The organism is Arthrobacter sp. V1I7, assembly GCF_030817015.1.
GTDB lineage: Bacteria > Actinomycetota > Actinomycetes > Actinomycetales > Micrococcaceae > Arthrobacter.
Window position 1 is genome coordinate 1422061 of record NZ_JAUSYS010000001.1, and the last position, 25530, is coordinate 1447590.

Annotated in this window: 17 protein-coding genes and 2 pseudogenes; 17 read left to right on the plus strand and 2 right to left on the minus strand. The window is 63.3% G+C overall.

Annotation, left to right across the window (positions count from 1 at the left end):
* Positions 1-10: 10 nt before the first annotated feature.
* Both QFZ69_RS06680 and QFZ69_RS06685 read left to right on the plus strand, forming a co-directional pair.
* Positions 11-1144: a D-alanine--D-alanine ligase family protein gene (locus QFZ69_RS06680; protein ID WP_306916544.1), complete on the plus strand. Its 1134-nt coding sequence runs from the start codon at positions 11-13 to the stop codon at positions 1142-1144.
* 45 nt (positions 1145-1189) lie between these two features.
* Positions 1190-2251, plus strand: coding sequence for an LCP family protein (locus QFZ69_RS06685; RefSeq protein ID WP_306916547.1), 1062 nt, complete (start codon positions 1190-1192; stop codon positions 2249-2251).
* Positions 2252-2262: 11 nt separating this feature from the next.
* Here the strand turns inward: QFZ69_RS06685 and QFZ69_RS06690 are convergent, their stop codons facing one another.
* Positions 2263-2763 (minus strand): DUF3515 domain-containing protein, encoded by a 501-nt coding sequence (locus QFZ69_RS06690; RefSeq protein WP_306916548.1) that lies wholly within the window; start codon positions 2761-2763, stop codon positions 2263-2265.
* 515 nt (positions 2764-3278) lie between these two features.
* Between QFZ69_RS06690 and QFZ69_RS06695 the strand changes: the two genes are divergently transcribed.
* The 15 genes and pseudogenes from QFZ69_RS06695 to QFZ69_RS06765 form a co-directional block, all read left to right on the plus strand.
* Positions 3279-3653, plus strand: coding sequence for a hypothetical protein (locus QFZ69_RS06695; RefSeq protein WP_306999976.1), 375 nt, complete (start codon positions 3279-3281; stop codon positions 3651-3653).
* Between the two features lie 59 nt (positions 3654-3712).
* The gene (locus tag QFZ69_RS06700) at positions 3713-4912 is read left to right on the plus strand and encodes a glycosyltransferase family 4 protein (protein WP_306999978.1); all 1200 of its coding nucleotides are present in this window, start codon (positions 3713-3715) and stop codon (positions 4910-4912) included.
* A 3-nt stretch (positions 4913-4915) separates the two neighbouring features.
* Positions 4916-6655, plus strand: coding sequence for a glycosyltransferase family 4 protein (locus tag QFZ69_RS06705; RefSeq protein WP_306916554.1), 1740 nt, complete (start codon positions 4916-4918; stop codon positions 6653-6655).
* On the plus strand, positions 6655-7548 hold the full coding sequence (locus QFZ69_RS06710) for an ABC transporter permease (protein ID WP_306916555.1): 894 nt from the start codon (positions 6655-6657) through the stop codon (positions 7546-7548). The genes QFZ69_RS06705 and QFZ69_RS06710 overlap by 1 nt, the downstream gene beginning before the upstream one ends.
* Positions 7535-8425 (plus strand): ABC transporter ATP-binding protein, encoded by an 891-nt coding sequence (locus tag QFZ69_RS06715; RefSeq protein WP_306916556.1) that lies wholly within the window; start codon positions 7535-7537, stop codon positions 8423-8425. The genes QFZ69_RS06710 and QFZ69_RS06715 overlap by 14 nt, the downstream gene beginning before the upstream one ends.
* A gap of 3 nt (positions 8426-8428) precedes the next feature.
* Positions 8429-10351: a glycosyltransferase gene (locus tag QFZ69_RS06720; protein ID WP_306916557.1), complete on the plus strand. Its 1923-nt coding sequence runs from the start codon at positions 8429-8431 to the stop codon at positions 10349-10351.
* A gap of 6 nt (positions 10352-10357) precedes the next feature.
* The gene (wecC, locus tag QFZ69_RS06725) at positions 10358-11665 is read left to right on the plus strand and encodes a UDP-N-acetyl-D-mannosamine dehydrogenase (RefSeq protein WP_306916559.1); all 1308 of its coding nucleotides are present in this window, start codon (positions 10358-10360) and stop codon (positions 11663-11665) included.
* Positions 11658-12494: a hypothetical protein gene (locus QFZ69_RS06730; protein ID WP_306999980.1), complete on the plus strand. Its 837-nt coding sequence runs from the start codon at positions 11658-11660 to the stop codon at positions 12492-12494. Before wecC ends, QFZ69_RS06730 begins: the two co-directional genes overlap by 8 nt.
* Before the next feature lie 4 nt (positions 12495-12498).
* Positions 12499-14442, plus strand: coding sequence for a glycosyltransferase family 2 protein (locus tag QFZ69_RS06735; RefSeq protein ID WP_306916564.1), 1944 nt, complete (start codon positions 12499-12501; stop codon positions 14440-14442).
* Positions 14443-14454: 12 nt separating this feature from the next.
* Positions 14455-15465 (plus strand): hypothetical protein, encoded by a 1011-nt coding sequence (locus QFZ69_RS06740; RefSeq protein ID WP_306999982.1) that lies wholly within the window; start codon positions 14455-14457, stop codon positions 15463-15465.
* On the plus strand, positions 15407-16711 hold the full coding sequence (locus QFZ69_RS06745; protein ID WP_306999984.1) for a glycosyltransferase family A protein: 1305 nt from the start codon (positions 15407-15409) through the stop codon (positions 16709-16711). The genes QFZ69_RS06740 and QFZ69_RS06745 overlap by 59 nt, the downstream gene beginning before the upstream one ends.
* Before the next feature lie 15 nt (positions 16712-16726).
* On the plus strand, positions 16727-17629 hold the full coding sequence (locus tag QFZ69_RS06750; protein WP_306916566.1) for a hypothetical protein: 903 nt from the start codon (positions 16727-16729) through the stop codon (positions 17627-17629).
* Positions 17630-17797: 168 nt separating this feature from the next.
* A complete protein-coding gene (locus QFZ69_RS06755; protein ID WP_306916568.1) occupies positions 17798-21898 on the plus strand; it encodes a glycosyltransferase family 2 protein in 4101 nt (1366 codons plus the stop codon).
* 608 nt (positions 21899-22506) lie between these two features.
* Complete coding sequence (locus tag QFZ69_RS23270) at positions 22507-23403, plus strand: hypothetical protein (protein ID WP_373463152.1); 897 nt, start codon at positions 22507-22509, stop codon at positions 23401-23403.
* Between the two features lie 81 nt (positions 23404-23484).
* Positions 23485-24010, plus strand: a pseudogene (locus tag QFZ69_RS06765) (transposase); the annotation flags it as partial.
* Positions 24011-24040: 30 nt separating this feature from the next.
* Here QFZ69_RS06765 and QFZ69_RS06770 read toward each other — a convergent pair.
* Positions 24041-25234: pseudogene (locus QFZ69_RS06770) on the minus strand (IS3 family transposase).
* Positions 25235-25530 lie beyond the last annotated feature (296 nt).

The window sequence follows — 25530 nt, forward strand, 5'->3', positions numbered from 1 at the left end:
CGAAGAGATCATGAACCCAGACGTCAGTTCCACCCGCTCGCGGCCCCGCGTGGCGGTGCTGTTCGGTGGACGCTCCAGCGAACACGCCGTGAGTTGCGTCACCGCGGCGGGTGTCCTCGGCGCGATTGACCAGACCAAGTACGAGGTCATCCCCATCGGCATCGCCAAGACGGGCCAATGGGTCCTGGTTTCCGGCGATACGCACGAGTGGTCCCTGTCTGCTTCCTCGCTGCCCGAGGTCGCTCCCTCGGAGCAGACCGTGACGCTGGCCGAGATCAGTGGGGAACATCAGCTGATTGTGGCTTCCCCGAACGAGGTCCCGCAGGAACTGGGTTCCGTGGACGTGGTTTTCCCGCTGCTGCACGGGCCGTTCGGCGAGGACGGCACGATCCAGGGTCTGCTGGAGCTGTCCGACACGCGTTACGTTGGCGCCGGCGTGCTGGCGTCCGCCGTCGGGATGGATAAACACTTCATGAAGGTGGTGTTTGAATCTGCCGGGCTACGGGTCGGGCCCTACGTCGCCGTAACTGACCGGCAGTGGCGCAACGATCCGGAGACGGTCCGCAAGCGCGTGGACCAGCTCGGCTTCCCTGTGTTCGTGAAGCCGGCCCGGGCGGGATCCTCCATGGGCATCTCCAAGGTCGACTCGCTGGAAGGCCTGGACGCCGCGATCGAGGCGGCCCGGAAGCACGATCCAAAGCTCGTCATCGAGGCAGGCATCGTGGGCCGGGAGATCGAGTGCGCGGTCCTGGAAGGCCGGGGGACCGACGCTCCGCGTACGTCCATGCCCGGGGAGATCTCCGTCGCGGGCGGCGGACACGAGTTCTATGACTTCAACGCCAAATACGTGGAGGACGACGCCGCCGCGCTCAGCTGCCCGGCAGACCTTACCGAAGAGGCCATCACCCGGGTCCGCGAACTTGCCGCCGTCGCGTTTGACGCCGTCGGCGCCGAAGGGCTGAGCCGGGTCGACTTTTTCTATACTCCTGACGGCGAACTGATCATCAACGAGATCAACACCATGCCGGGGTTCACTCCCAAGAGCATGTACCCGCAGATGTGGAAGGCCTCGGGCCTGAGCTACGCGGAGCTGATCGACGAACTGATTTACCTGGCCCTGCACCGCAGGACCGGGCTGCGCTAGCACGGCTGCTTTTGTCCCCTAGATCCACATTGTTGGGAAGAACACATGGCTTTTGATACCGAGCAGCAGACTTCAGACGACAGGCGCCAGCCGAGGCAGAAGGACCGGAAACGGCGCACCGGTCGAAAGGTGCTGCTGGGCTTCGTGGCGTTCTTCCTCGTCGTGGCTGCCGCAGCGGGACTGTTCGCCTTCAACCTCGCCCAGAGCTTCGATTCCAAGGCGCAGAAAATCGACAACGCGTTCCCCGACGAATCGTCCCGGCCTGACAAGGTAGAGGCAGCATCGGGACCCAGCGCCACCAATATGCTGCTGCTCGGAAGCGACAGCCGTGCCGCGGGCGTTGAGGACGCCGAGGCCGGGGCCGGCGCTCCGACCGACCAGCGGTCAGACACCATGATGTGGGTCCACATTCCGGCGGACCGGAAGAACATCTACGTCATGTCCATTCTGCGCGACACCTGGGTTGATGTTCCCGGGCACGGTGAGTCCAAGATAAACTCCGCGATGGCCTTCGGCGGCATACCCCTGACGGTGCAAACCCTGGAAAACATGTTTGATACCCGGCTGGACAACGTGGCCATCATCGACTTCGAGGGTTTCAAAGCCATGACTGACGCTTTGGGCGGCGTCGAAGTCAATGTTCCCGTGGCGTTCAATACCCAGCAGTTCTCATTCCCTGCCGGGAAACAGGAGCTGACGGGGGAGCAGGCCCTGGCCTTCGTCCGCGAACGCAAGGCATTCAGCGACGGCGACTACCAGCGGGTCAAGAACCAGCAGGTGTTCCTGAAGGCCATTCTGTCGCGGTTCCTCACGCCCGAAACCCTCACAAATCCCGAAACGCTCAGCACGCTGGTTGACACCGTGTCACCCTACGTCAGCGTGGACGCGACCCTGGACGCCGGAAAAGTCGGGGCCCTGGCCGTGGAGCTCCGTGACGTCAGAGCCTTCGATGTCACGAGTTTCACCCTGCCGACGCTGGGGATCGGGACTTCGGCCGACGGCCAGTCCATTGTCCTCAGGGATGACGCGGCGGTGGCAGAAATCCGGGACGCCCTGAAGAACGACACTCTTGGCAGCTTCCTGCAACAGTCCGGCGTCGCCAGATAAGCGCCATGACCCTAGTTGCTGGGCGGCAGGTTCTGCAGCTCTTCCTGGCCCACGCAGCCCCGGGTCGACGTAATCTTTGAGGCTGAGGCGGAAAGATCCGCCAGCACTGTGGCCGAACTGATCTTGTCCGGGTCCATCAGGATCTCAGTGGCCGGTTCGCGTCCGAAAGTGGTCAGCGTCCACACCGGGTCGCCTTCCTTGATGACCCAGTCGACGCCGTTCACGCTGACGCAACGGTCTGTGGTTGGTCCCGGGACGTTGACGCCGCAGCGCAGGATGACCAACGACGGTTCGCCCCAGGCAGCCGTTCCCTGGCTGTTTGTCCTACGCAGTTTGGCCTCGCCGATGCTGTCCGGCAGTGCGACCATCATGGGGGCGCAGGCGGCGTTCGCACTGTCCTTCGCCGGGGTGACGTCCACCACCGGAGCGCAGGCCGTGAAGGCAAGGGCCGCAACAGCGGCCAAGGCCAGGAGATATTGTGGGCGCGCGGAATCACTGTGGCGGAAAGGCATATGTCCAGCCTAGCCCGGGTCGGGTGGCGCGCCGGCAGCGGGCCCGGTAGTCCGGGGAGTGCGGGTGCGCAAGCACCACGCATACCCTCCTGTGTCCCCCCTTCGAGTAGACTGGGCGGAACGTCCGCCGCTCGGCTCTGCCGGCAACGACGATAGTGACGGCTACAACCGCACCATTTTGATCAATTCTCATACTGGGGGAGGGACTGTCGATGACGTCGCGCAGCCTTAAACTAAAGTCAGTACGCGCCGGGTTTGGAGCACTGCTCTTGGCAGGCTCTGTCATCGGGACAGCTGCCACCGCCCATGCCGAAGACCCCGTGCCCACCGCTCCCGCCGTGGTGACCACCACTCCCGTTCCGGTTCCGACACCTGCTGACCCTGCGCCCACCACGTCGGCCGCGCCAGAGCCGACTAAACCCCCTGCGACACTGCCGCCTGAGGAAACGCCGGCTCCGCCTGTGGAGACGCCTCCTCCGGCTCCGCCTGTGGAGACGCCTCCTCCGGCGCCGCCGGTGGAACCTGCGCCCGCTCCGGCCCCGCCCGCTCCCGTCGTCGAGGCACCCGCCGTGGTGGTACCGCCGCCCGTGGTTGCTCCCAGGGTCGTTCCACGTGAAGTCGTTGTCCCAGTCCCGGCGGAAGCCCCACCGGCGCCGTCCCCGACTCCTACCCCCGAACCGACGAAGGCCGTTGCCCCGGCAATCGTCGCTGGACCGGCCGCCCCGGCCGTCATGAAGTCCCAGGTTCAGGCTGCGGTCGCCGTCGCTACCGGGAGCCCGTTGGCAGTCCAGGCCATCACGGTGCTGGTTCTGCTGGGCCTTGGCTTCGCCTACTTCTGGTTCATCGGCTCGAAAAAGGTTAGCGGCCTCCCGCGGACCGGTAAGTCCTGACACCCATGCAAAAAGAAGCCTCTCCGGAATTCGTTGCGCCCCGTTCCAAGGGTGACGGATTGCAGATCACGCTGATCACGCACTCCTACTGGCCGGAACAGAGCCCTCCCCAGCGGCGCTGGACGGCCATGATCAAGGAGTTTTCCCACTCCGGCTGGGACGTCGACGTCGTGACCCCGGTGGCGCACTATCCCTTCGGCAGGCGGGCCCTGCCACCGTGGATGGCGGGAAGGCCGTTCCATCTGCGGAACGGCCAGTTCACCGAAAAAATCCTTCACGTTCCTTACCTGCGCCACGGCAACTCCCGTGCCGCACGCCTGCTGGACCAGTGTTTTTCGGCCGCCCTGTCGATCCCGGCCGGGCTGATGGTCCGCAAGCCCGACGTCGTCATTGTCACTGCCCCGGGCCTGCCCTCGCTCGCCGCCGGCTATATCGTGGCCAAGCTGCGCCGCGTACCGCTGATCGTGGAAATGCGTGACGCCTGGCCGGACCTCGCCCGCGACGCCCGCCTCGTTCAGGGCAGTGTCAAGAGCGTTGTGGAACATGCGGTGGACTTCGTGCAGCACCGGGCGGATCTCGTTGTCACGGTGACGGAGGGATTCGCCGCAACGCTGCGATCGCGCGGTATCCGCAGGGTGGCGACGGTCAGCAACGGCGTGCACTTGGACGCCATTCCCGTCGTTGGCCCTCCTGAAATGGAGCGGGAGGTATTTGAGGCCCTTTACTTGGGAAACCATGGCGAAAGCCAACGGCTGGACGTAGCGATCCGGGCGAGCGCGCTGGTGGGGGATTCCATGCACCTGCACATGGTGGGCCACGGGACCCAGCGTCCGGTGCTGGAAAAGCTAGCGCGTGAACTGAAAGCTCCCGTCACCTTCCACGCACCCCTGACCGGGGACGCCATGCTGGAACGTTACGCCTCGGCGGATACCTGCATCGTGTCACTTCGTGATGACTGGAAATCCTTCGAAACCACGGTGCCATCCAAGACTTATGAAGTCCTGGCGATCGGACGTCACGTCACGGCTGTGGTGCGTGGCGAAGCCGCGCGCATCATCACCGACGCCGAGGCAGGCGACGTCGTCGCCAGCGACCCGGAACAGCTGGCCGCCTTGTGGCGCGAGCTGGCCGCCGACCGCGGCCGCCTGGTCCGCAACGGCGACAGCCGCCAGTGGGTCAAGGCGAATGCCGAGTACGAGCAATTGGCCGGCCGCTACATGGACCTGATCGCCGAGCTTCTCGCGGAAACCCGTTCCTAGCCGATGATGCAGCTCCTAAAGAACGTGTGGCTGACCCAAAGTGTGGTCCGGCAGCACCTCACTGACGATCCCGTGATCCTGTTCCTGCAGCTTTCACGCAGGCTGCCCTCTGCGGTGCTTCCGCTGGCAGAGCGTCTGTGCCGCCGGGCGCCCAAAAATTCCATTTCGTCGGCCGTGTTGTTCGTCGCACTCGCCGCAGGGGACGACGCCGACGTCGAGAGGCGCCTGCTGATCGCCGCCGCCGACGGCAGCGTCGGCGGGGAGCGCGCCCGGCGACTGGCCGACCTCGCCCTCGCGGCGAACCTGCCGGCCCTCGCGGACAGCTTCCTGGCGAAGGCAGGCGCGTCCCGGCACCTCCAGCAGGCCCGGGCACGACGCCTCTGGTATGACGGCGCCATCAGCGAAGCCGTAGAGGCGCTCAAGGGCGCAGGAGCCGCAGGAATGCGGCAGCAGGCCCGTTTGGCTGCTGAGGCCGCAATACTGGCGGACGCCGTCCCGTCGCTGGAACGCCGTGCGTACGTACCCGTTCCCGGCCGCATCCTGCATCTTCTGACCAACTCCCTGCCGCACACGGCCAGCGGCTATGCCCAGCGCTCCCACTCCACCCTGCTGGCGCAGCGGGAAGCCGGATGGGACGTGCTGGCGGTCACCAGGCTGGGTTATCCCGTGCAGGTCGGGAAGGTCTTTGCGAAATCCACGGACACCGTGGACGGAGTCCGTTACCAAAGGCTTCTTCCCTCGACAATGGCCCGGACCATCGATGCCCGGCTGCAACAGCAGGCGGAGCAGCTGCTCGCCGTGGCCCTCGAGTTCAAGCCGAGCGTGCTTCACACGACGACGCACTACGTCAACGGGCTGGTGGTCCGGGCCGTGGCTCAGGCGCTCGGGATTCCTTGGGTCTACGAGGTCCGCGGCCAACTGGCCGACACCTGGGCCTCCACCCGTGGACCCGAGGCCCGAAACAGCGAGAAGTATCGGGCGTTTCAGCGGCGCGAGGCGGAAGTCATGAAAGGTGCAGACCTCGTGCTGACACTCGGGACGGCCATGAAGGCCAATATCGTCGCTGCCGGCATCCCCGACAAGAAGGTCATTATTGCCCCCAACGCTGTGGGCGGCGACTTCCTCTCCGAGCCCCTTGATAAGGCCAGCGCCCGCCGTGAGCTTGGTCTCGCAGAGGACGGGCAATTTATCGGCACCGTCAGCAGCTTGGTAAACTACGAGGGAATCGAAGACCTCCTGGCCGCGTTCATCCTGCTGGCACCGGACCTGCCCGAACTCCGTTTGTTGATTGTCGGAGACGGGGCAGCCATGCCGTCGTTGCAGATGCAGGCGCAGCGGAGCGGCTATGCCGGCCGCATCATCTTCACCGGCCGGGTGCCGCGTGGCCGTGCGGCCCTGTACCATCAAGCGCTGGATGTATTCGTTGTGCCGCGCAAAGACCTGGAGGTGACGCGTTCCGTGACACCGCTCAAACCCGTGGAAGCCATGGCGTGCGCCCGCCCCGTCGTGGCGAGCGCCCTGCCGGCCCTGGCCGAAATCGTTGAGGACGGCGTGACCGGCCTCCTGGCGGCGCCGGAGGAACCTGCGGCATTCGCCGCCGCCATCCGGGGGCTGTTGTCGGATGTGCGGCTAGCAGCAGAGTTCGGCGCTGCTGGCAGGGAGCGTGTGTTAAGCGAAAGAACGTGGGCCGCCAACGCGGTTGCCCTGGCACGAGAGTTGGAAATGCTGGGAGTAACCATCTAATGAGCATCAAGGAACAGACTGAGGTGGAACAGATGAAGGCGCCCACCGTCTCTGTGCCCGTGAACCTTGTCCGGTTGAGCAAAGTGGGGCAGCGGCCCGACATTCTCGATTACCTGGTCCAGCTGTGGGACCGCCGGAGCTTCATTTTCTTTGACGCCCGGGCCCGGGTCCAGAGCGGCAACGACCAGACCAAACTGGGAGCCGCGTGGCTGGTCTTGACACCCATCCTGACCGGACTGAGTTTCTACCTGATCTTCGGCGTGTTGCTGGGGACCAGCAGAGGCATCGAAAACTTCATCGGCTACCTGATCATCGGTGTGTTTACCTTCCAGATGACCTCGCGGTCTGTCCTGAATGGAGCCAAGTCACTCACCAGCAACACGTCGATGATCCGGGCCTTCCAGTTTCCTCGGGCGGCCCTGCCCATTGCGCTTAACGTGCGGGAACTGCTGTCCAATATCCCGGTCACCATCGTCATGCTGCTTTTCGTCATCCTGACGGCCCCTGCCGAGGAAATCACCTGGCGCTGGCTGCTAATTGTCCCGGCGATCCTGCTGCAATTCCTGTTCAACCTTGGCCTGGGGATGCTGCTGGCACCGGCGATCCTAAAGATCCCGGATCTTAGCAAGTTGCTCTCATTCTTAATGCAATTCTGGATGTACGGATCCGCTGTCTTCTTCGCGGAGACGCGGTTCGACGCGTACCCCGTCATACGCACGATCCTGGACTACAACCCCGCCTTCCAGGTCATCAAAATCATCCGCGACTCGGTGCTTTACGACACCACACCGTCCTGGCGGGCGTGGGCTGTCGTGGGCGTCTGGGCGCTGGGTTCGGCCGCCGCCGGACTCGTTGTCTTTTGGCGCGGAGAGGAAAGCTATGGACGTGTCTGAGGTATCAGGCGGCTCCGTCTCGGAGCCCACAGTAGTGGTGGATGACATCTCGGTCGTCTACCGGACCAAGAACCAGTCCGAGGCCAGGACCAACGCCCGCACTTCGCTCTTGAAAAACCTGCGCCGGCTTCGTTGCGGCGACAGCGTAGTGCGCACCACGGCATTGAGCAAGATTTCCTTCGTGGCCAACCAGGGCGATTCCATCGGCGTCATCGGCCGCAACGGCTCAGGCAAGAGCACCCTGATGAAGGTCCTCGCCGGGCTCATCATCCCCGACTCCGGCACTGTTTACGCCGCGAGCAACCCCATCCTGCTGGGCGTCAACGCTGCACTGATTAGCTCCATTTCGGGTGCGCAGAACATTCGGCTCGGCTGCCTGGCCATGGGCATGAGCCACGCCGAAATCGATGCCAAGTTCGATGACATTGTGGAGATGTCAGGGCTGGAGCACGAGGTCTATCATCCGATGAACTCGTACTCTTCGGGCATGGGCGCACGCCTCCGTTTTGCCATCGCGGCGGCGGTGGATCCCGAGATCCTCCTCATTGACGAGGCCCTCAACACCGGCGATGCCCAGTTCAAGGAACGCTCTAAGAAAAGGATGGAGCACGTGACCAGCCAGGCCGGGACCGTGTTCGTGGTCAGCCACAGCCTCACCACCATTACGTCCATGTGCAACCGTGCCCTCTGGATCGACAAGGGTGACTTCATTATGGACGGAACCCCTGACGAGGTCGCCAAGGAATACCGGAACTTCATCTGGCGCATCAACGAGGGCAACGCCGACTATGGCCGCAAAATCCGCGCCGAGCTGATGGCCAGCCTCCCGGAAATGCGGACCACGCTGCTTCCCAACGGCTGGAAGCGGTCCCGGTAACAGATGAGTTTTCGAGACAAGACGGCGTACTGGCGCCGCGCGCTGTGGCACGCCCGCCAGGGCGGAATGGTGCAGGTGAGGAGCTACCTTCACCGCAGCACTACGGAGCGGGATGAGGCCAGCCTGTCCGGCGTCCGCGGCGCAGAAGGTGCCTGGCGCGGCTTCGGACGCGGCCGGCACCTGATCTTCCGGGAAGCGGCTGTTGACGTTGCGCAGCCGCGGAATCCGCAGCTGCGCGTGGGTATCATCATGGATGACTTCTCGGCGGCGGCGTTCTCCGCCGAGTGGTCGGTCGTGGCGCTCAGGCCGGACAGCTGGGAACAGCAGCTCCGCGACGAGGCGTTGTCGTTCGTCGTCGTCGAGTCTGCCTGGGCGGGCAACAGCGGACTCTGGCGGGGCAAGATCACGGGGCCCGCGGGGCCTTCGGCTGTCTTCCGCGAATTGGTTGCGGGGTGCCGGGCAGCCGGAGTTCCGGCGGTCTTCTGGAACAAGGAAGACCCGCCGCACTACGCGGACTTCCTTCCCGCCGCAAAACTGTTCGACCACGTCTTCACGACGGATGCCAACATGCTTCCAAGCTACCGGTCGGACCTGGGCCACGACCGGATTTCCGTGCTGCCCTTTGCCGCCCAGCCCCGCATCCATAACCCGGCGAGGCCCCGGCACGGCTGGCATGCGCGGGAGATCGCCTTCGCCGGAATGTATTTTGCGCACAAATACGAGGACCGCCGACGCCAGATGGAGTACCTGCTGGGTGCGGCCGTTGACGCCACTGCGGGCAAGCGACCCGGGTTTGACATCTTTTCGAGGCAGCTCGGCAGGCAGCCGCAGTATCAGTTCCCCGGTATCCTCAAAAAGCATGTCGTGGGCTCGTTGTCCTACAAACAGATGTTGACCGCCTACAAGGCGTATAAAGTCTTCCTCAACGTCAACTCCGTCACGGACTCGCCGTCCATGTGCGCCCGGCGGATTTTCGAGATCACCGCGGCAGGCTCCTGCGTTGTGTCGACCCCCAGCGCGGCCATTACGGAATTTTTCCCGGGCAATGAAATTCCCACGGCGGACACCCGCGAAGATGCCGCACACCTGCTGAAGGCACTGACCGCCAATCCGGACTATGCCCAGCGCCTCGTCCACAAGGCCCAGCGAAGAATCTGGGCGGAGCACACCTTCAGCCACCGGGCACAGTCCATCGCAGCGGCGGCGAGGCCCGCGCTGGCCGCCCCGGCACCCAATGCCCAGGTATCCGTCCTTGTTTCAAGTTTCCGCCCGCAGCAACTAGGGCACGTCATAGCCGGCGTGGCCGCCCAGCAGGGCGTGGATGTCCAGTTGGTGTACCTTGCGCACGGGTTCGAGCTCGACGAATCCGCGTTCCGGCGGAACTGCCTGGAAGCCGGGATTCTCGACGTCGTAGTCCTTCACGAGCCGCAGCAGACGCTGCTTGGTGAGTGCCTCAATTCCCTCGTGGCGCACGCCGACGGCCGGCTCGCCACCAAATGGGACGACGACGACATCTACAGCCCGCTGTACCTGGGCGACCAGGTCCACGCCCTGATGTACTCCGAGGCCGAGGTAGTGGGAAAGCGGGCGCACTACATGCACCTGGCCGGGGCCGGTGCTACGATCCTGCGCAACCCGCAACTGGAGCACCGATACGTGGAGGCAGTCTCCGGACCTACGATTTTCGCCGCCACTGACACCTTCAGGCGCTTTCCTTTCCAGCAGCTGCAACGCGGAGAGGACTCGCGCTTCCTCAGCGACGTCGTCGAGTCGGGCGCCCGGGTCTACTCCGCGGACCGCTTCAATTACTGCCAGATGCGCGGCGCCGACGTGGCGTCCCACACCTGGCCCATCACCAATGAAGAGCTCCTGGCTTCTTCAAAGATTCAGTTCTTCGGTTCGCCCGAAGACCACATTTTAGTTTAGGGAGACATGGACGAGACGATTTTTGATGTTGCCGTCATCGGACTTGGCTACATCGGCCTGCCCACTGCGGCCAGCTTCGCTGCGAAAGGCAAGCGCGTGGCCGGCATCGATGTGAAACAGTCGACGGTCGACGCCGTCAACCGGGGAGAGGTTCCCTTTGTGGAACCCGATATGGGTGTGGTGGTCTCAGGTGCTGTCAGCCTGGGGAACCTGGTCGCCATGTCCACCGTGCCTGCGGCCGACGCGTTCATCATTGCCGTGCCCACCCCGCTCGCGGAGGGCAACGGGGCCGACCTCTCCTACCTCCGAAGCGCTGTCGAGGCCCTTGCGCCCAAGCTCCGCGGCGGCGAACTTGTGGTCCTGGAATCGACGTCGCCTCCGGGCACCACGGACCGCCTGGGCGCCTACCTCATGGAACTGCGGCCGGACCTGTCACTAGAAGCGGCCCCCGGACGGAACCATGTCCACATTGTGCACTCCCCGGAGCGGGTTCTCCCGGGCCGGATCATGGTGGAAATGGTCACTAATGACCGCGTGATCGGAGGCCTCACCGAGGAGGGGGCCCTGCTGGCCAAGCGGCTGTACGAGGTCATCTGCCAGGGCAAAATCCTGCTCACGGATGCCACCACGGCCGAGATGACCAAGCTGGTGGAAAACACCTTCCGCGACGTCAACATCGCCTTCGCCAACGAGCTCTCACTGATTTGCGAGAACCTGGGCATTGACGTCTGGAAGCTGATCGAGCTGGCAAACCACCACCCCCGCGTGAACGTTCTTCGCCCCGGCCCCGGCGTGGGCGGACACTGCATCGCGGTGGATCCCTGGTTCATCGTCGACGCTGTCCCGGAGCACTCCGGCCTGATCCGGACGGCCCGCGAAGTCAACGACGCCAAGCCGCACCACGTAGTCCGGCAGGCCGTGCAGACCCTTGCCGACCAGCCGGACGCCACCGTGGCCGTCCTCGGGCTGGCTTTCAAGGCCAACATCGACGACGTCCGCGAGTCGCCGTCCGTGACGATCGTCCAAGAACTCGTCCGGCAGTTGCCGGAGAGCACCATCCTGGTGGTTGACCCGAACGTCGAGGAACTCCCCACGGCGCTGGCAGTATCCGGGCTCACCAGGCTCCACGGCATGGCGGAAGCCGTCGCCGCGGCGGACCTCGTGATGCTCCTGGTGGACCATGATGAATTCCTAACCCTGGATTCCGCGTCCTTGGAAGGCAAACTGGTCATCGACACCAAAGGCATCTGGAACCAGGAGCCTGCGGACTCCAGCCGGCCGCACATGCCCGTAGGGGCCAGCGCCGGTGGATAGCGGAACCCAGGCCGTGTCAGCGTCCATTGAAGACGAGCTGCGCCATGCCGGCTTTGCACTCAAGGCCCTGCACACGCCGCGGCGGGAGACTCCTCTTGTCCGGATCCTGATCCGGGCCGGGAAGGCTACGGATCTCGAGATCGCAGGGACCGTCGCTTCGCTGTTCGGGTCCGCTTGCCAGGACTTCGCCGTCGAGATTCTTGTGCAGGACAGCGGCCGGCCGAAGCTGGAGAACTGGCTGGCCACCGATCGCCGCTTTTCGTTCGTCCGGACGGACGGCCAGCAGATTGTTGAAGCTTCCTACACCTTGGTGATCAGCGCAGGAACAGCCCTGGGCCTGCATTCGCTGGAAGCAATGATTGACAGCCTGCGGCAGACGCAGGCACTGGTCCTCAGGTCGCTGGTGGACGGGCAGCCCGGCGCGATCGAACTGTGGCAGACGGCCACCCTCCAGGTGATGTCAGAAACCGGCGACCCCGAGAAGTCCGCGCGCCGCGCCGGCGGCGAGCGGTGGGTCTCCGGCAGTGCCTTGGGCCTACACGACTTCCGGCGGCCCAAGCCGAAGCTCCACTTGCGCAAGGGCGCTGCGGCAACCCTTGACCTGAATATCGTAGTCCGGGACCTGGCGGACCGCGCCACACGCCTGGACTATGAGCAGCGGGTCCGGCAGCTCGAGGCGCGGCTGAAGAAGTCTGAAGTCGAGCGCCGCCGCCTGGAGCAGGGGCTTGCCCCGAACCGGGGCATTTTGCGTGCCCGGGCGATTGCCCGCAAGGGTCCGGCATACATCCTTGGGCGCCTCAAGGCCCGCACCGGACGGGCGGGGAGCTAGCGGCATGCACATCAAGAGTGTCGCGGTCTGCTCCACAAACCACTCCATGGCCCAGCTGGCGCTGGACCTTGGACTGGACTATGCCCGCACGGACTGGGAGCACCGCGATCCCGGGAACGGGGCCGACTGGGAACATGCCGTCCCCGTGGATCAGCTGTGGTGGGACAACTACGTTGTGCAGGCGGAGTCGCTGGCCGAGGCCCGGATGCTGCTTCCCTTGTTCCGCAGCGAGGGCAGGGCGCAACGCTTTGTGCTTGTCATCCGGGGACTCTTCCCGGCCGCCGATCTCCCGGTCTGGACTCCGCGCAGCCTCCAGATCAAGGCCGGTATGGCCGCCATGACCGTGCCTGGGCTTGGCTTCGCTGTGGTGGTCGAAGGCGGCAAATGGATTAACGTGCATGCTGCGGCCCTCGCCGCATTGGGCTGCTGTGCACCTGTGGCGCCGCGGCCGGTGCTGGGTGGACTGCGGGTCGGGATCACCGAGCCGGCCGCCAGCGCCTGGCTCGCTGGGGACGCCCTGGGCAGCTTCATGACGGAGCAGCTCCTGCAGCCCGAGCCGGACGACATCTATGCCGTCGATGTGCTGATCGGGCCTGGGAAGCTCACCCAACTGCTCAGCGGGCAAATTGCAGACGAGCCCGGGCGGGTCACCCCGCCGGTCTGGACTCCGCCGGGAACGGTGCTGCCCCCCGTCGACACGGCCGTGCTGTCGCCCATGGGATTCCTGCCGTACCCGGACAAGCCCACGCGGGCGCTCGAGCCGAACGAGCTTAGCCACGGGGGAGAGCTCGGCGAAGCCAACCTCGCCGCACTGCGGCCGCACAACTACCTTGAGGTGGACGGCGCCCGCTTTGGCGGTCTGGACTGGCAGTTGGCGCGGCGCCTGAGCCAGCTCGCCGTCGCCGGCGTGCCGCTGCTGACACGGGCGTTGCCCGCCCCGGTGCGTTCCCTGCTCGGCGATCAGCTAATGGACCGCATTCAGGCTTTCGACGCCGGCGATCCACCCGTGCTGCGGGAATCGAAGTCGATCGAGCTCCGACGGACGGGCCTGAACCTCTACAGCCCGCGGTCCGTCTGGAACACACTGCTGGGCCAGCTGGGCAAACCGCTGCTTCCTCTGCCCTCGGTGAGCGTAATCCTGGCCACCCGCCGGCCCGAGAAACTGGCGTCCGCCCTGGACCAGCTCGCACGCCAGAGCTGGGAAGCCCTGGAAGTGGTGGTGGTGCTGCACGGCTTCGACGCCGATTTGCCCGAGGTCCGGCGCGCCGTCGAAGCGTATCCCGGCGAGCTGCAGGTGCGCTCCGTTCCGGCCGACATGATTTTTGGCGACGTGCTGAACGCCGGCGTCCGCGCCGCCAGCGGCGATCTTGTCTGCAAGATGGACGACGACGACTGGTACGGCCCGCACCACCTGCGCGACCTCGTCCACGCCAAGGACTTCAGCGGCGCCACCCTGGTGGGGACCCAGGTTGAATTCGTGTACCTGGAAAGCCTCGACATCACCACGCGCAGGCCCCCTCTCGGCGAGCAGTACTCGGACCACGTTGCGGGCGGCACCATGATGCTCGGCAGGGACGAGCTGCGTCAGCTGGGAGGGTGGCGGCCCGTCCATCGCGCCGTCGACCGCTGCCTCCTGCAGGCCGTCCAGTCCGCCGGAGGACTCATCTACCGCTCCCACGGCCAGAACTACATGATGCAACGCCACTCCGGGGCGGATTCGCACGGCGGCCACACCTGGAATCCGGAGGACAGCATCTTCCTGCAAAGCGTGGCCGAACAGTGGGACGGGTTCCAGCCGCCGCCGCAGATGGGCGCCGTCCCGAGTCCGCCGGCCGGGGAGCGGCAGGCTGCCATGCGCAGCCACTTCGCTGCTCCCGGTGAGTTCACCGGGCTCCCGCTACCACTCTCATCTCAGTCCGCCCGTACTACTACCTATCCGCAAATTTAGAAGGCTCAGGGAATGAAAATTCAACAAGCTCTCCGCAGAATTGCGCGCCTGTCCCTTAAGAAGAAAGCGGCCGCCGCGTCCTTCGCCGTCCTCTTTGCCATGGTACTGCTGGCTGCCTACGCACGCGCCCCTTGGCTGCTGGGCCTCCTGGCGCTGGTCTTCGTAGCTGCGCTGGGGGTCGGCGCGTTGTACCTGGACAGGCTCCTGAAGGCGTCGAGGCGGGCCACCAAGCGCGCCACTGAGGCGCAGGCCGAGCTGGCTTCCACCCCGCGCCCCGGGGCTCTCGTCGAGTGGGGTGCGCGCTCCCGGATCCCCGAGAAGCGGCTTGCCCAGCGTTTGACCAAGCTGCGTTCCGTTGACGGCCGCGATGTCCTGGTCAGTGCGGCAACCGAGGGCCGATGGGGCTGGCGGGACATGTCAGTGGCCCTGGAAATGTACCGGATCGGGGGGGAAACCCGGCGCAGAGTTCAGCCTGTCCTGGACAAGACACCCTGTAGAGTACTGCTGCATCTGGGCGACCTCTGCTTCCGGCAGAACATTCTTCAGGACGACATCCTCAACGCGGCCACGCTATACAAGTACGTCTTCCAGCGGCTCGGAGCGAAGCCATTCCAGGACAAGCGGCGCGGAGAATTCTTCCTCGACGCCCTCGCCCGGACTGGGCAGGGGGAGGAGGTCATCAGGCTTCAGAGTTTCTACAACGCCGACGAAATGAACTCCAACGATCTCCACCTCTACCGGGCCAACGCGGCCAACCCGTTCAAAGACAGTTCAGCCGACGTCGACCAGTGGCTCGCGGAGATCAACGACATCTATGAGCGGGCCGGGCTGTCCCAGCTGTCGCTGGCCGAAGGTGCCGCCCCGGCCTTTCTCCGCCTGAATGCAGAGACACCGGACCCGGTGACGGACGGACCCCTCGTCAGCATTATCATGCCCGTCTACAAGCCGGACGAGTACACGGATCTTGCGATCCAGTCCGCCGTCAACCCAGAGCTACCGCAACATCGAAATCATCATCGTTGACGACGGCTCGGGCGGGGACGCGGCTGAACGTCTCAACAAATGGCAGGCTGTGGACGGGCGCATCAAGGTGGTGCTCAACGAGCCCAACGCCGGAGCCTACACATCGCGCAACATTGGCTACTCATTGGCCAAGGGCGAGTTCATGACGATTTTCGACGGCGACGACTGGCAACACCCGCAGAAGATCGCCCTCCTGGTCCGGGGCGCCCAGCGGCAGACCGACGGACGACTCGTGTCCGCTCCCTGGACGCGCGCGGACGAGGACCTCTTCTTCCACTACCGCGGATGGCGGGGAGCCTTCATCACGCCGGCCCACGTCTCCACCATGTTCCACACTCCCACCATCCGGAAGCACCTGGGCCACTGGGATTCCGTCCGCAAGGCCGCGGACACGGAGTTCATTCTCCGCTACCGGGCCCTCGTCAACGGCGAGGAGCCTTTCGAAGTCTGCGAGGCGCCCCTGACGCTGTCCCTCGTTGGCACGACGAACCTTTCCGTGGAAGATTTCCGGCTCGGCTACAGGTCTCCGGACCGGGTGTCCTACCGCGACTCTTACGAGCACTGGCACAGGAAGATCAAGGCGGGCGAACACTCCGGCCATCTGGACTTCCCGCTTGCCGAGCGGGCGTTCCCCGCACCGGCCCGATTCCTGCCGTCAGGTGCGAAGCAGCCGGACCTGGAACTTGATATCCTGCTTGTCGGCGATTTCGGTGCCGACTCCCTGGTGGGCGTGCTGATGCAGGAACATCTGGCGTCTGCGGCACAGGATGGGAAGCGGGTTGGACTCATGCATTACCCCAGCATTCTTCACACGGCCGCCATCGATACGTCCTATTCGGACGAGGTCATGGACGCGTTCCACGACGGGCGCCTTGTCCGGGTTGAGGTGACGGACCGTGTGCAGTCCGCAGTGGTCAACGTCTACGACCCCACCGCCTTCCAGTACAGCCGGGAGCTGCGCAGCGGACACACTGCGGAGCGAGTGTCCGTGTGGACAGACGAGCCGCCCTACGACTGGGAAACGGATGAACACAAGTACGAGGTGGGGACGGTAGAACGCAACCTGTTGTCCGTTTTCAGCGGCCCGGTGCGCTGGATTCCGCTCAACGAACGGACGCTCCGGGTCATCACGGAGTCCGGACATGGACAAAAGTCCATCGGAGACCATGTGGCGCAACCGGACCCGCTGACCATTCCCGACACCCCGGCGGAGGAATCTCCGCTTGCACTGACAGGTTCCAATTGAGGCAGGAGAGACTCCATGAATTGGCAACGCACGATCCAGGAAACGGCCTGGGATGATCGGAACAATGTAGAGATCCGCCGCATCGCCTCGGCCAGCGAGATCGACCACAAGGCGACTGAGGCCTATGAATTCGTCGTACCGGCCCTTTCCGGCGGACCACTCGATATCGTCGCCTTGTACGAACCCAAGGAGTCCAGGACCCTCCTCGTCAGCTTCCATGGCTCCTTGCAGCGCTCCAAATTCCAACTGCCCCGCTTCGAATGGCGGAGGTCGCTTGAGCCATTCGATGCCGCTCAGCTCTTTATCGCCGATTCAACACTGCAGCTCAACGGAAGCATGCAACTGTCCTGGTACATCGGATGTTCGGAGCAGGATTTCAGCTCGGATGTGGCGGACCTCATCAAAGACATCGCCGCGGCTGCAGGGTACGACAGAATTCTGTTGACGGGGTCGAGCGGGGGTGGTTTTGCCTCGCTGGCAATCTCCCGCCAGATAGATGGTTCAGCGGCAGTCTGTTTCTCCCCACAAACCCGCGTCGGGGACTACCGCAACTCCGTGGTCAGGGCGTTTTATCGCACCGCCTTCCCGGAGATGGGGGGATACGCCGCTGTTGAACGAGCACACCGCTCACGATTCGACCTGCGCCATCTTTACGCAACGACGCCTGATATCAACTTTGTTCGGTTTGTTCAGAACACGCGAGATGCGTCCCATTACAGCAAGCACTACACGCCCTTCGCCGAGGCACGCGGGGTTGATCCCGCTCTGGGCGGACTCGACGCCTCCGGACGCATTGAATTTGTACCGCAACCACTCCAGGCTGGTCACCAGCCTCCACCCCGGGGACGGTTCCGCAGTCACATCCTTGAAGCGCACTCCGCGTTTTTCGGCAGTGAATTGAGTCTCTCTGACGCTTAGGGCCCGGCACGATCCTGTCTCGCTCTCGGGCACCTTCGGCTTTGGTAGCATAGTCTGTGGTTCGCTCGCCCCCTATGGCACCTCACGCTTGTGGTTCGCTCGCCCCCTATGGCACCTCACGCTTGTGGTTCGCTCGCCCCTTATGGCTCCTCACGAGATCGCAGGTCTATGAAGTTCAAGATTGTCAATTACCAGGCCCACCGGATCAGCGGTTGGGTGTACGAGCCGGACGCAGATCAGGGCAATGCGGTCCTGGACCTCGTGGTCAACGGGGAGGCAGTCTCCGCCCTAACCTGTAACATCTTCCGCGACGAACTCTCAGCTGAGGAGTTCAGCACCCGAAATGTGGGTTTCCTGGGTAACTTGCCTCCGGAGTTCTGGAACGGTGAAAAGCACGACGTCGCTCTCGTCCACCGCGGGACGGGCACTGTCCTCACGCAGAAGACGATCAGTACAGCTGACTCCCGGATCGCGGGCACAAAAGGTCTCAGCGCCGACTTCATACTCACGCCGCAGGGGCAAGTGGCCGGGTGGGCAAGCGCCGAAAATCGTCCAGCATATGCCCGAGTGACCGTGGACGGCAATGTCATTGAGGAGGCGAGAACCGACAGACGCGTCCTTCCATGGAAGCGCGACACGATGAGGTTCAACGCACCTTACGGCTATATGCACGGCACCCAGATTCCTCCAGAATTTTTCGATGGACAGGTACATCGGGTCCAGATCTTCGCCGGTGGCGAGCCGCACGCGCCGGTGTCGGTGTTGGACCAGACGCTGGAGCTTGCTGCAGAGCACCGCGACGCCGCAGCTCGCGAGGCGCAGCGGCTCCAGCCTGAGGCACCCAATACTTCCTCCCCGTGGCTTAAGCCCGCCCGGGTTCGCTCCGAAATACGCGTTGCTCGCGTAGCACTGACGGAATGCTATGCCTCGATCACTTTGACGGGGGAGACTGAGCACCAGCGACTGGTCCTGCGACTGGGCGAGGCTACGATGATCCTCACAGCGCTGGCTGAGTCTCCGGAAGGAGACCCAGCGGCCGAGGGGACCCAGCGGTATGCCGGTGAGATCCCACTTGAGGGCAGGTTTACCGACTCCATCCCACTGTTCACCCCGGGAGCCGAAGTTGGCAGCACCTATGATCTCCGCCTGGGAGATACCACCGGACGCAGGCCGGATGGGATGCCAGAGACCATCGTTCAGGACACCGGAGGAGAGTTCCTGCTCTCCGAGACTGTCCTTGATGGCGGGGTTTTCACCGGATGGGCCTTTCACACAGCGGGACTCGACTTCCCCGTGGAGCTGGTCCTCCGTGAGGTCACCGAGACGGGGGAGACGGAGGTCCAACGGACTCCCGCAACTCTGAAGAACAGACACGCGAAACTGCAGCATGGCATTCCACATTCGGGCTACGCTCTCGCTTTGCCTTCCTCAGTCTTGGCGCAGCGCAGCGCTCATCTGAGACTGCTCGCCGTACACGGACGGGGGGAAAGGTTGCTCTGGGAGGACCGGTCCTTCTTCGCTACCAACCAGTTCCTGCTCGCGCAGGCGCTCCAGGCTTCCTCGTCATCCCATGCCCTTGAGCTTGTGGGAAATGCCCGTCGAGCCGGACGCAGGCATTTCGTCGAGTCGTTCCTAGGAACCTATAAGCACTCCCGGGTCCAAATCAGTCTGGAGGGGTTGGAGGCCGCCCTCGCTTCTCAGAAGCCAGGCGCGGGCGCGACGCTCGAACCGGCTCGCGGCGCAATCTGGTACTGGGTTCAGGAGCTGCGTGCGAATCCAGGTCGGCTCCAGTGGTTCACCGCCAACGCGATTCGCAACCGCAACGATGGCGCCCGCGACGTGCTGGCATATGCCGCGTCCAAGGGAGGCTATGACTTTGGCCAGCTCCATGGGATTCTCGAGTCCTACCGGACAGAGCTCTTTCGAGAGTCCGCTGCCGAGATGTTGATGGACAGGCACTGGAAATCCGGTGTGCTCGCCATGGCCCGGTTTCTCTTTGCCGCACCCCGGGACGAGACTGACCAGCTCGATGCGCTGACTCTGTATGCCATGCTCGAGGCGTGGCGGGGGCTGGAGGACATCACCGGCGCCGATCGTGCCTTCTATGGAGACCTCCTGCGGTGGCGCGGCGAATTCGCAGAATCCGCCCGGGTGCTCACCGCGGAAGATCTTGACTCCGATCATGACTTCTCGCAGAACCTGCTGGCGCTCAACGCTATTAACCCTCACGCGACGGGCATCCCCAGCTACTCGGGTGCCTGGTTGGCAGGATTCAACGGGATGCTCGAGGGAGACGGGATCGCTCCGATCTCGATGCAGCAAGACCAGATCGGTTTTTACAACGTCACTACGGACCTGTCTCCGGCCCCGGAGGATCCGGGAGCCCCGCTGGTGACCGTGATCATGCCAATCTACGAACCCAGCGCCGCCACCAACATTGCGGTGGATTCCCTGTTGCGGCAGACCTGGCGCAAGCTTGAGATAATTATGATCGACGACTGCTCACCTGAGCAGGACGCCGATGGTCACCCCACGCCATACCGGGAACAGCTCCAGGACCTTGCAGCACGTGACCCCCGCATTCGTCTGGTGTTCAACGACGTGAACCGCGGCTCCTACTCGGTGCGCAATGACGCTCTCGACCTGGCCACCGGCGACCTGATTACCGTGGCGGATAAGGACGATTGGCACCACCCCCAGCAGATCGAGTTGCAGGTTCGCGACTTCATGGCGGATCCTGAACGCGTTGCGAATATGACCAACTGGGTCCGTGTGGACGAGCAGCTCACCTTGATGCTGCGGTCCGCCACGGGACGGGTGTTCTACCCCTCCATGGCCTCATTGATGTTCCGACGTGATCCGGTGCTGAAGGACCTCGGCTACTGGGACACGATCCGTAAATCCGGGGACTCAGAGTTCAAGAGCCGCATCGAGAACTACTACGGCATCACCGTGGAACCGGTCACTAGGGCGCCCCTGGCTTTCGCTCTTATGGACGGTGCAAACCTGACCCGTGATGACATGGGCGTGGGCTATCTTGCTCCGGAACGCCGGGCTTACCTTCGTGGCTACAAGAGTTGGCATCGCGAGATCCGGGAGTCCGGCGAATCACCGTACATGCCCAAGTCAGTGGAGCAGCGGCGCTTCGTCGCCCCGGCCGCCTACCTGCCGGGAGCTCGCCCGGAAGGGTCCGTCCAATATGACGTGGTCTTCGCCTCAGAATTCGGCTTCCTCGCCGGCAACTCCACGTCGCTCTTCAATGAGATCTCGGTCTGTTTGAACGCTGGACTCCGGGTGGGTGTGATCCCGTTCCAGAACGGCCTGATCCCCTCTGCTTCGAAGCGGCAGTTCAGCCGTAAGATCGATGACCTGGTGCTGACCGGCCGGGTGGACCGGCTGTCCCTGGACACCGTGGCTGAGACTGACCTTCTCGTCGTGCGGTGGCCCACAGCGGTGCAGGTCGTGCAGGACAAGGCCGCCGGGTTGAAGCCTAAAAAGGCAGTCATCGTCTCCAACCACCCGCCGTTCGAACCGAGCGGAGAGCGGCGCAGCTATGACATCGGCGTCGTCACCCGCAATATCGAGGGGCTTTTCGGCGTGCGGCCGCTCTGGGCACCGCAGAGTGAGCAGATCGGGGCCATGATCGCGCCACTCATGCCCGCCTCAGACCTGACAAGCTTCTCTTGGAAGGGCATCATCGAGCTCAAAGAGCAGGCGAGCCACAACCGATACCGGGCGGGCCGGCCCACCATTGGACGGCACGCACGCGACGACGCCGCAAAATGGCCCTCCGACCGGAAGGTCTTCAAGCAGGTCTACCCGGCCGACGGCTCTGCGAATGTCTGCATCCTTGGCGGCACCAAGGTGCCTGTGCAGAAGGGCTTCCTCCCGCGGAACCCGCCCTCTTGGGAGATCTATGCCTTCAACGAGATCAGCGTGGAAGAATACCTGTCGGAGAAGATCGACTTCTTCGTCTACTTCCACAGCGACGGCTGGCTCGAGGCCTTCGGCATGGCCATCCTCGAAGCCATGAGCTACGGGGTGGTCTGTGTCCTGCCACACCACTTTGAACCCGTGTTCAAAGATGCCGCCGTCTATGCTGAGCCTGATCAGGTCAAGGATGTCATCAACGAGTTGTGGGAGTCGCAGCGCTACGCACAACAGCAGCAGCGCGCAGTCCGTTTCATCGAGCAGGAATGCACTCCGGCGGCGTATCTACGGCGCCTGGCCGGGCTCGGCGTCAAAGCCGACCGCGTTCAGATCCCCTGACACTCATGGCTGTCAGTGTGGCTCAGGTGATGGTCGGTCCCCTCGTTGGTAGGGCGATGTCACTGCAGCACTCGAAATCACAAGGAGAAACTCAGTTGTCGTCCTGGCCGTCTCACTTCGAAGCCGAGGTCGTCCGTGAGGCGTTCGGTACAAGGCTCGCCGGTTACACTATTGCTCTGGAGGCTTGGCGCAGGGGTCTTCAGGTTCGATTTTTCGACAGTCAACTGCGAAGATATGAGCTGTCCGACGGACGTACCCGCATCCGTTTCAATAAAACTCGGCCTTCACTAACGACACGCGCAGCCATCGCGATCGAGCAGAACAAACACTCGACGAATTCCCGTCTTCGTGCGGCCGGTGTCCCGGTCCCCGCGAGTTGGGTGTTGGACCCTTTCGATGCTGACGTAGAGGATGAACTCCTAACCCGCGCCGAGGACACAGGTTATCCACTGGTGCTAAAGCCACTCCGCGGCAGTATGGGGCGAGATGTCCTCACAAACTTGCGCACGCGTGCTGACCTGTTGGATACCTTCCGATATCTGTCGGCGCGTTGCACGAAGGGGGAAAAACTTATCCTCGAGAGTCATTTCGAGGGAGAGGATTACCGGGTGCTTGTAGTCGGCGACCGAGTCGTCGCAGCTTGTCTGCGCCGCCCGGCAAACGTGGTGGGTGACGGTGCCAGCACCGTCCAGGAACTTATTGTCCAGAAGAACAAGGTTCGTCTGGAGAACCCTTACCTCTGTAAGAAGCTGATTGGAAGGGACCGTGAGGTTGACCAGTATCTCCAGCGCCAGGGCTATGGTCTGGGCGATATTCCCTTTGCGGGCGTCGAGGTAAGGCTCCGTGGGAAAGCAAACGCAAGTCAGGGTGGAGACAGCATCGACAAGACAGCTGAGTTGCCTACCGCGGTCAAGAATGCTGCAGTCCGGGCTGTAGCAGCAGTACCTGGGCTGGCAATCGCGGGTGTAGATATACTGTTCGACGCTAACAGGACGCCTGTCGAGGACAGTTTCCGAGTGATCGAAATGAATTCGAGACCCGAGATAGAGATTAACATGTATCCCTGGAAAGGTGCAGGACAGGATGTGCCGCAGCATATTCTTGACGTGTTCTTTCCGTCCTCCACGAGAAGCGACGCTCCCCGGATCCAGAAAACTGGGCTGAATTTAAAGCAGCTCCTCGCGCCTCTGCAGGGTGCCTCAGCGAACGAAGTCCTGGTGAAAACGATTCCAGCCCACGCCTACCCAGCGCGACAGTCTTACTGGCTTCGCGAAAAGGGTGATTTTTCGGCCACAGACAAGAACTTGGTTTATCTCGCGGCACGCCGTGCCGGGGTGTCGGGACGCGTTGAAACCGTGGACGGGGTAGCGCGGTTGCTTTTAGCAGGTACCGAGGAAAGTATTCGGAAGTTTCTCCGGTCGGAGGCACAGAGATTGGGCGTAGATACGGGCAGCGAGGAGCAGTGGAACTGTGAAGTCGCTCAGGGTTTCTACTTCAATTCCTGAGATAGATCAAGACTTGTCGGGGACTGCTGAAGGTTTGCTTGATACTTTGCCTGTGAGGATTTGATCCTTGCGGGTGGAAGGATGTTCATCAAACCCAAGGCTTTTCCCGAAGAGTTCCGCCGCGATGTCGTCGCGGTTGCCCGCAAGGGCGAAGCGCCCGTCACACAGGTCGCCAAGGACTTCGGTGTCTCACCCGCTGCCCTGCACCGCTGGATGAAGATCGCCGACAAAGAAGACGGCGTGAAATCCGGTGCGGTGTCCGATGACGCCGCGAAGCTGCGTGAGGCGAATAAACGCATCCGGCTCCTGGAGCAGGAAGCGGAAGTTATGCGCCGCGCTGTGGCGTACCTGTCCCGGGACATCAATCCAAAAAATGATGTACCCGCTGGTCCGAGATCTGGCTGCCAGGAACGCCCCGCTCCGGGTTCCCGTGGCCGTGTCCTGCCGGGTACTGAATTTCTCCAGACAGGCTTACAACCAGTGGGCCGCCAACCCCGTCTCTGCCCGGGACCGGGAAGAAGCACACCTGATTGTCAACGCTGCTATCGATCACCACCGCGACGATCCTGCCTTCGGCTACCGGTTCATCGCCGATGAGATCAACGCGGGTTGTTAACGCCTACCCAAAACAGGGCCATTAGTGCCATTTGAAAACAGGGCCACTGGTTGTTTGTTCTATTGTGCCGTACCGGCGGCGGGTTGGTGTTTTTTGAGGCGGTAGCTGTTGCCGCGTTAGCCGTCCGAGGCGCCGTTGGCGGCGTTTCCGGTGGTAGGTTTTTTCGATCCAGGTCACGATGGCCAGGCGAAGATCAGCCCTTGTGGACCATCGCTGGCGATCCAGCACGTTCTTCTGCAGGAGTGAGAAAAACGATTCCATGGCGGCATTGTCGGCCACGCGCCCACGCGCCCACCCCCGCCCCACCGATCCTGTCAGCCCGTTGCCCTTCAGCTGGCGAAAGCGTTGGAACGGAATTGCGAACCGCGGTCGCTATAGACCACGGTTCCTGCCGGCTCCCTGAGTGCTATCGCGTTGTGGAGGGCCGAGACGGCTAGCGAGGCCTTCATCCGGGAATGGATGGAGTAGTCCACGATTCGGTTGGAATAGACGTCTTTGATGGTGAACAGGTAGAGCTTGCCCTCATCGGTCCGATGCTCGGTGATGTCCGTCAGCCACAGCTCATCAGGTGCCTTTGCGGTAAAGTCCCGCCTGACGTGGTCATCATGCACGGGCGGGCCGGCTTTGCGGGTCAGACCGCGCTTCTTGGCACACAAACCAGGGTCTGCTGGCTGCTGGACAGCCGCGCCACCCGGTTCTCTCCCGCGCTGAAACCCTGGTGTTCGAGCTCGTCGGCAATGAACCGGTACCCGAACGCCCGATCGTCCCGGTGGACGTCCACCGCCGCATTGATCAGGAACGCATCAGTCCAGTCGCGTTCCGTGACCGGCGCGGCCTTCCATAAGTAGAAGGCCTGTTTGGAGAAACGCAGCACCCGGCAGGCCACCGCGACGGGAATACCATCTGCGGCAAGGTCAAGGACTAGCGGGAACTTTTTTTGGGGCAACTCCCCGGCGAAGAACGCCGCCGCCCGGCGCAGGATCTCATTCTCCTGCTCCAGCAGCGGATCAGCTTCCTCGCATCCCTGAGCTCGGCGGCTTCCTTCTCCGTCACTCCGGGACGGGCGCCCTCCTCGATGTCGGCCTTCTTCAGCCAGTTGTGAAGGGTTGCTTCGGAAATCCCGAAGTCCTTGGCGATCTGTGAAACCGGAGCTTCGTCCTTGCGCGCAACCGCGACCACGTCACGGCGGAACTCAGCGGGGAAAGGCTTGGGCATGTGAACATCCTTGCTGCAAGGAGTGAATCCTCACAAGTCAGGAGTCAAGCAAACCGGGGGCAGTCCCCTTCGTTTGCGAACGCAAGCATAGACCTGAGCACAACCGCGCTGCCGTTGCCCGCAACGTAGCTGACGCAAACCCCACGTTCGCGGTTGTGTGTGATCGACTATCTGTAGGCCGTTTCAGCAGAGAAATCCTGCCGAGTTGGTGGCTGGTTTCCTGCCAAAAGAGCGCTAAGAATCAGGCCATGCGGTTCCCATCCAAATCATGGTTTTGGGAATTGCGCAGAGATTGA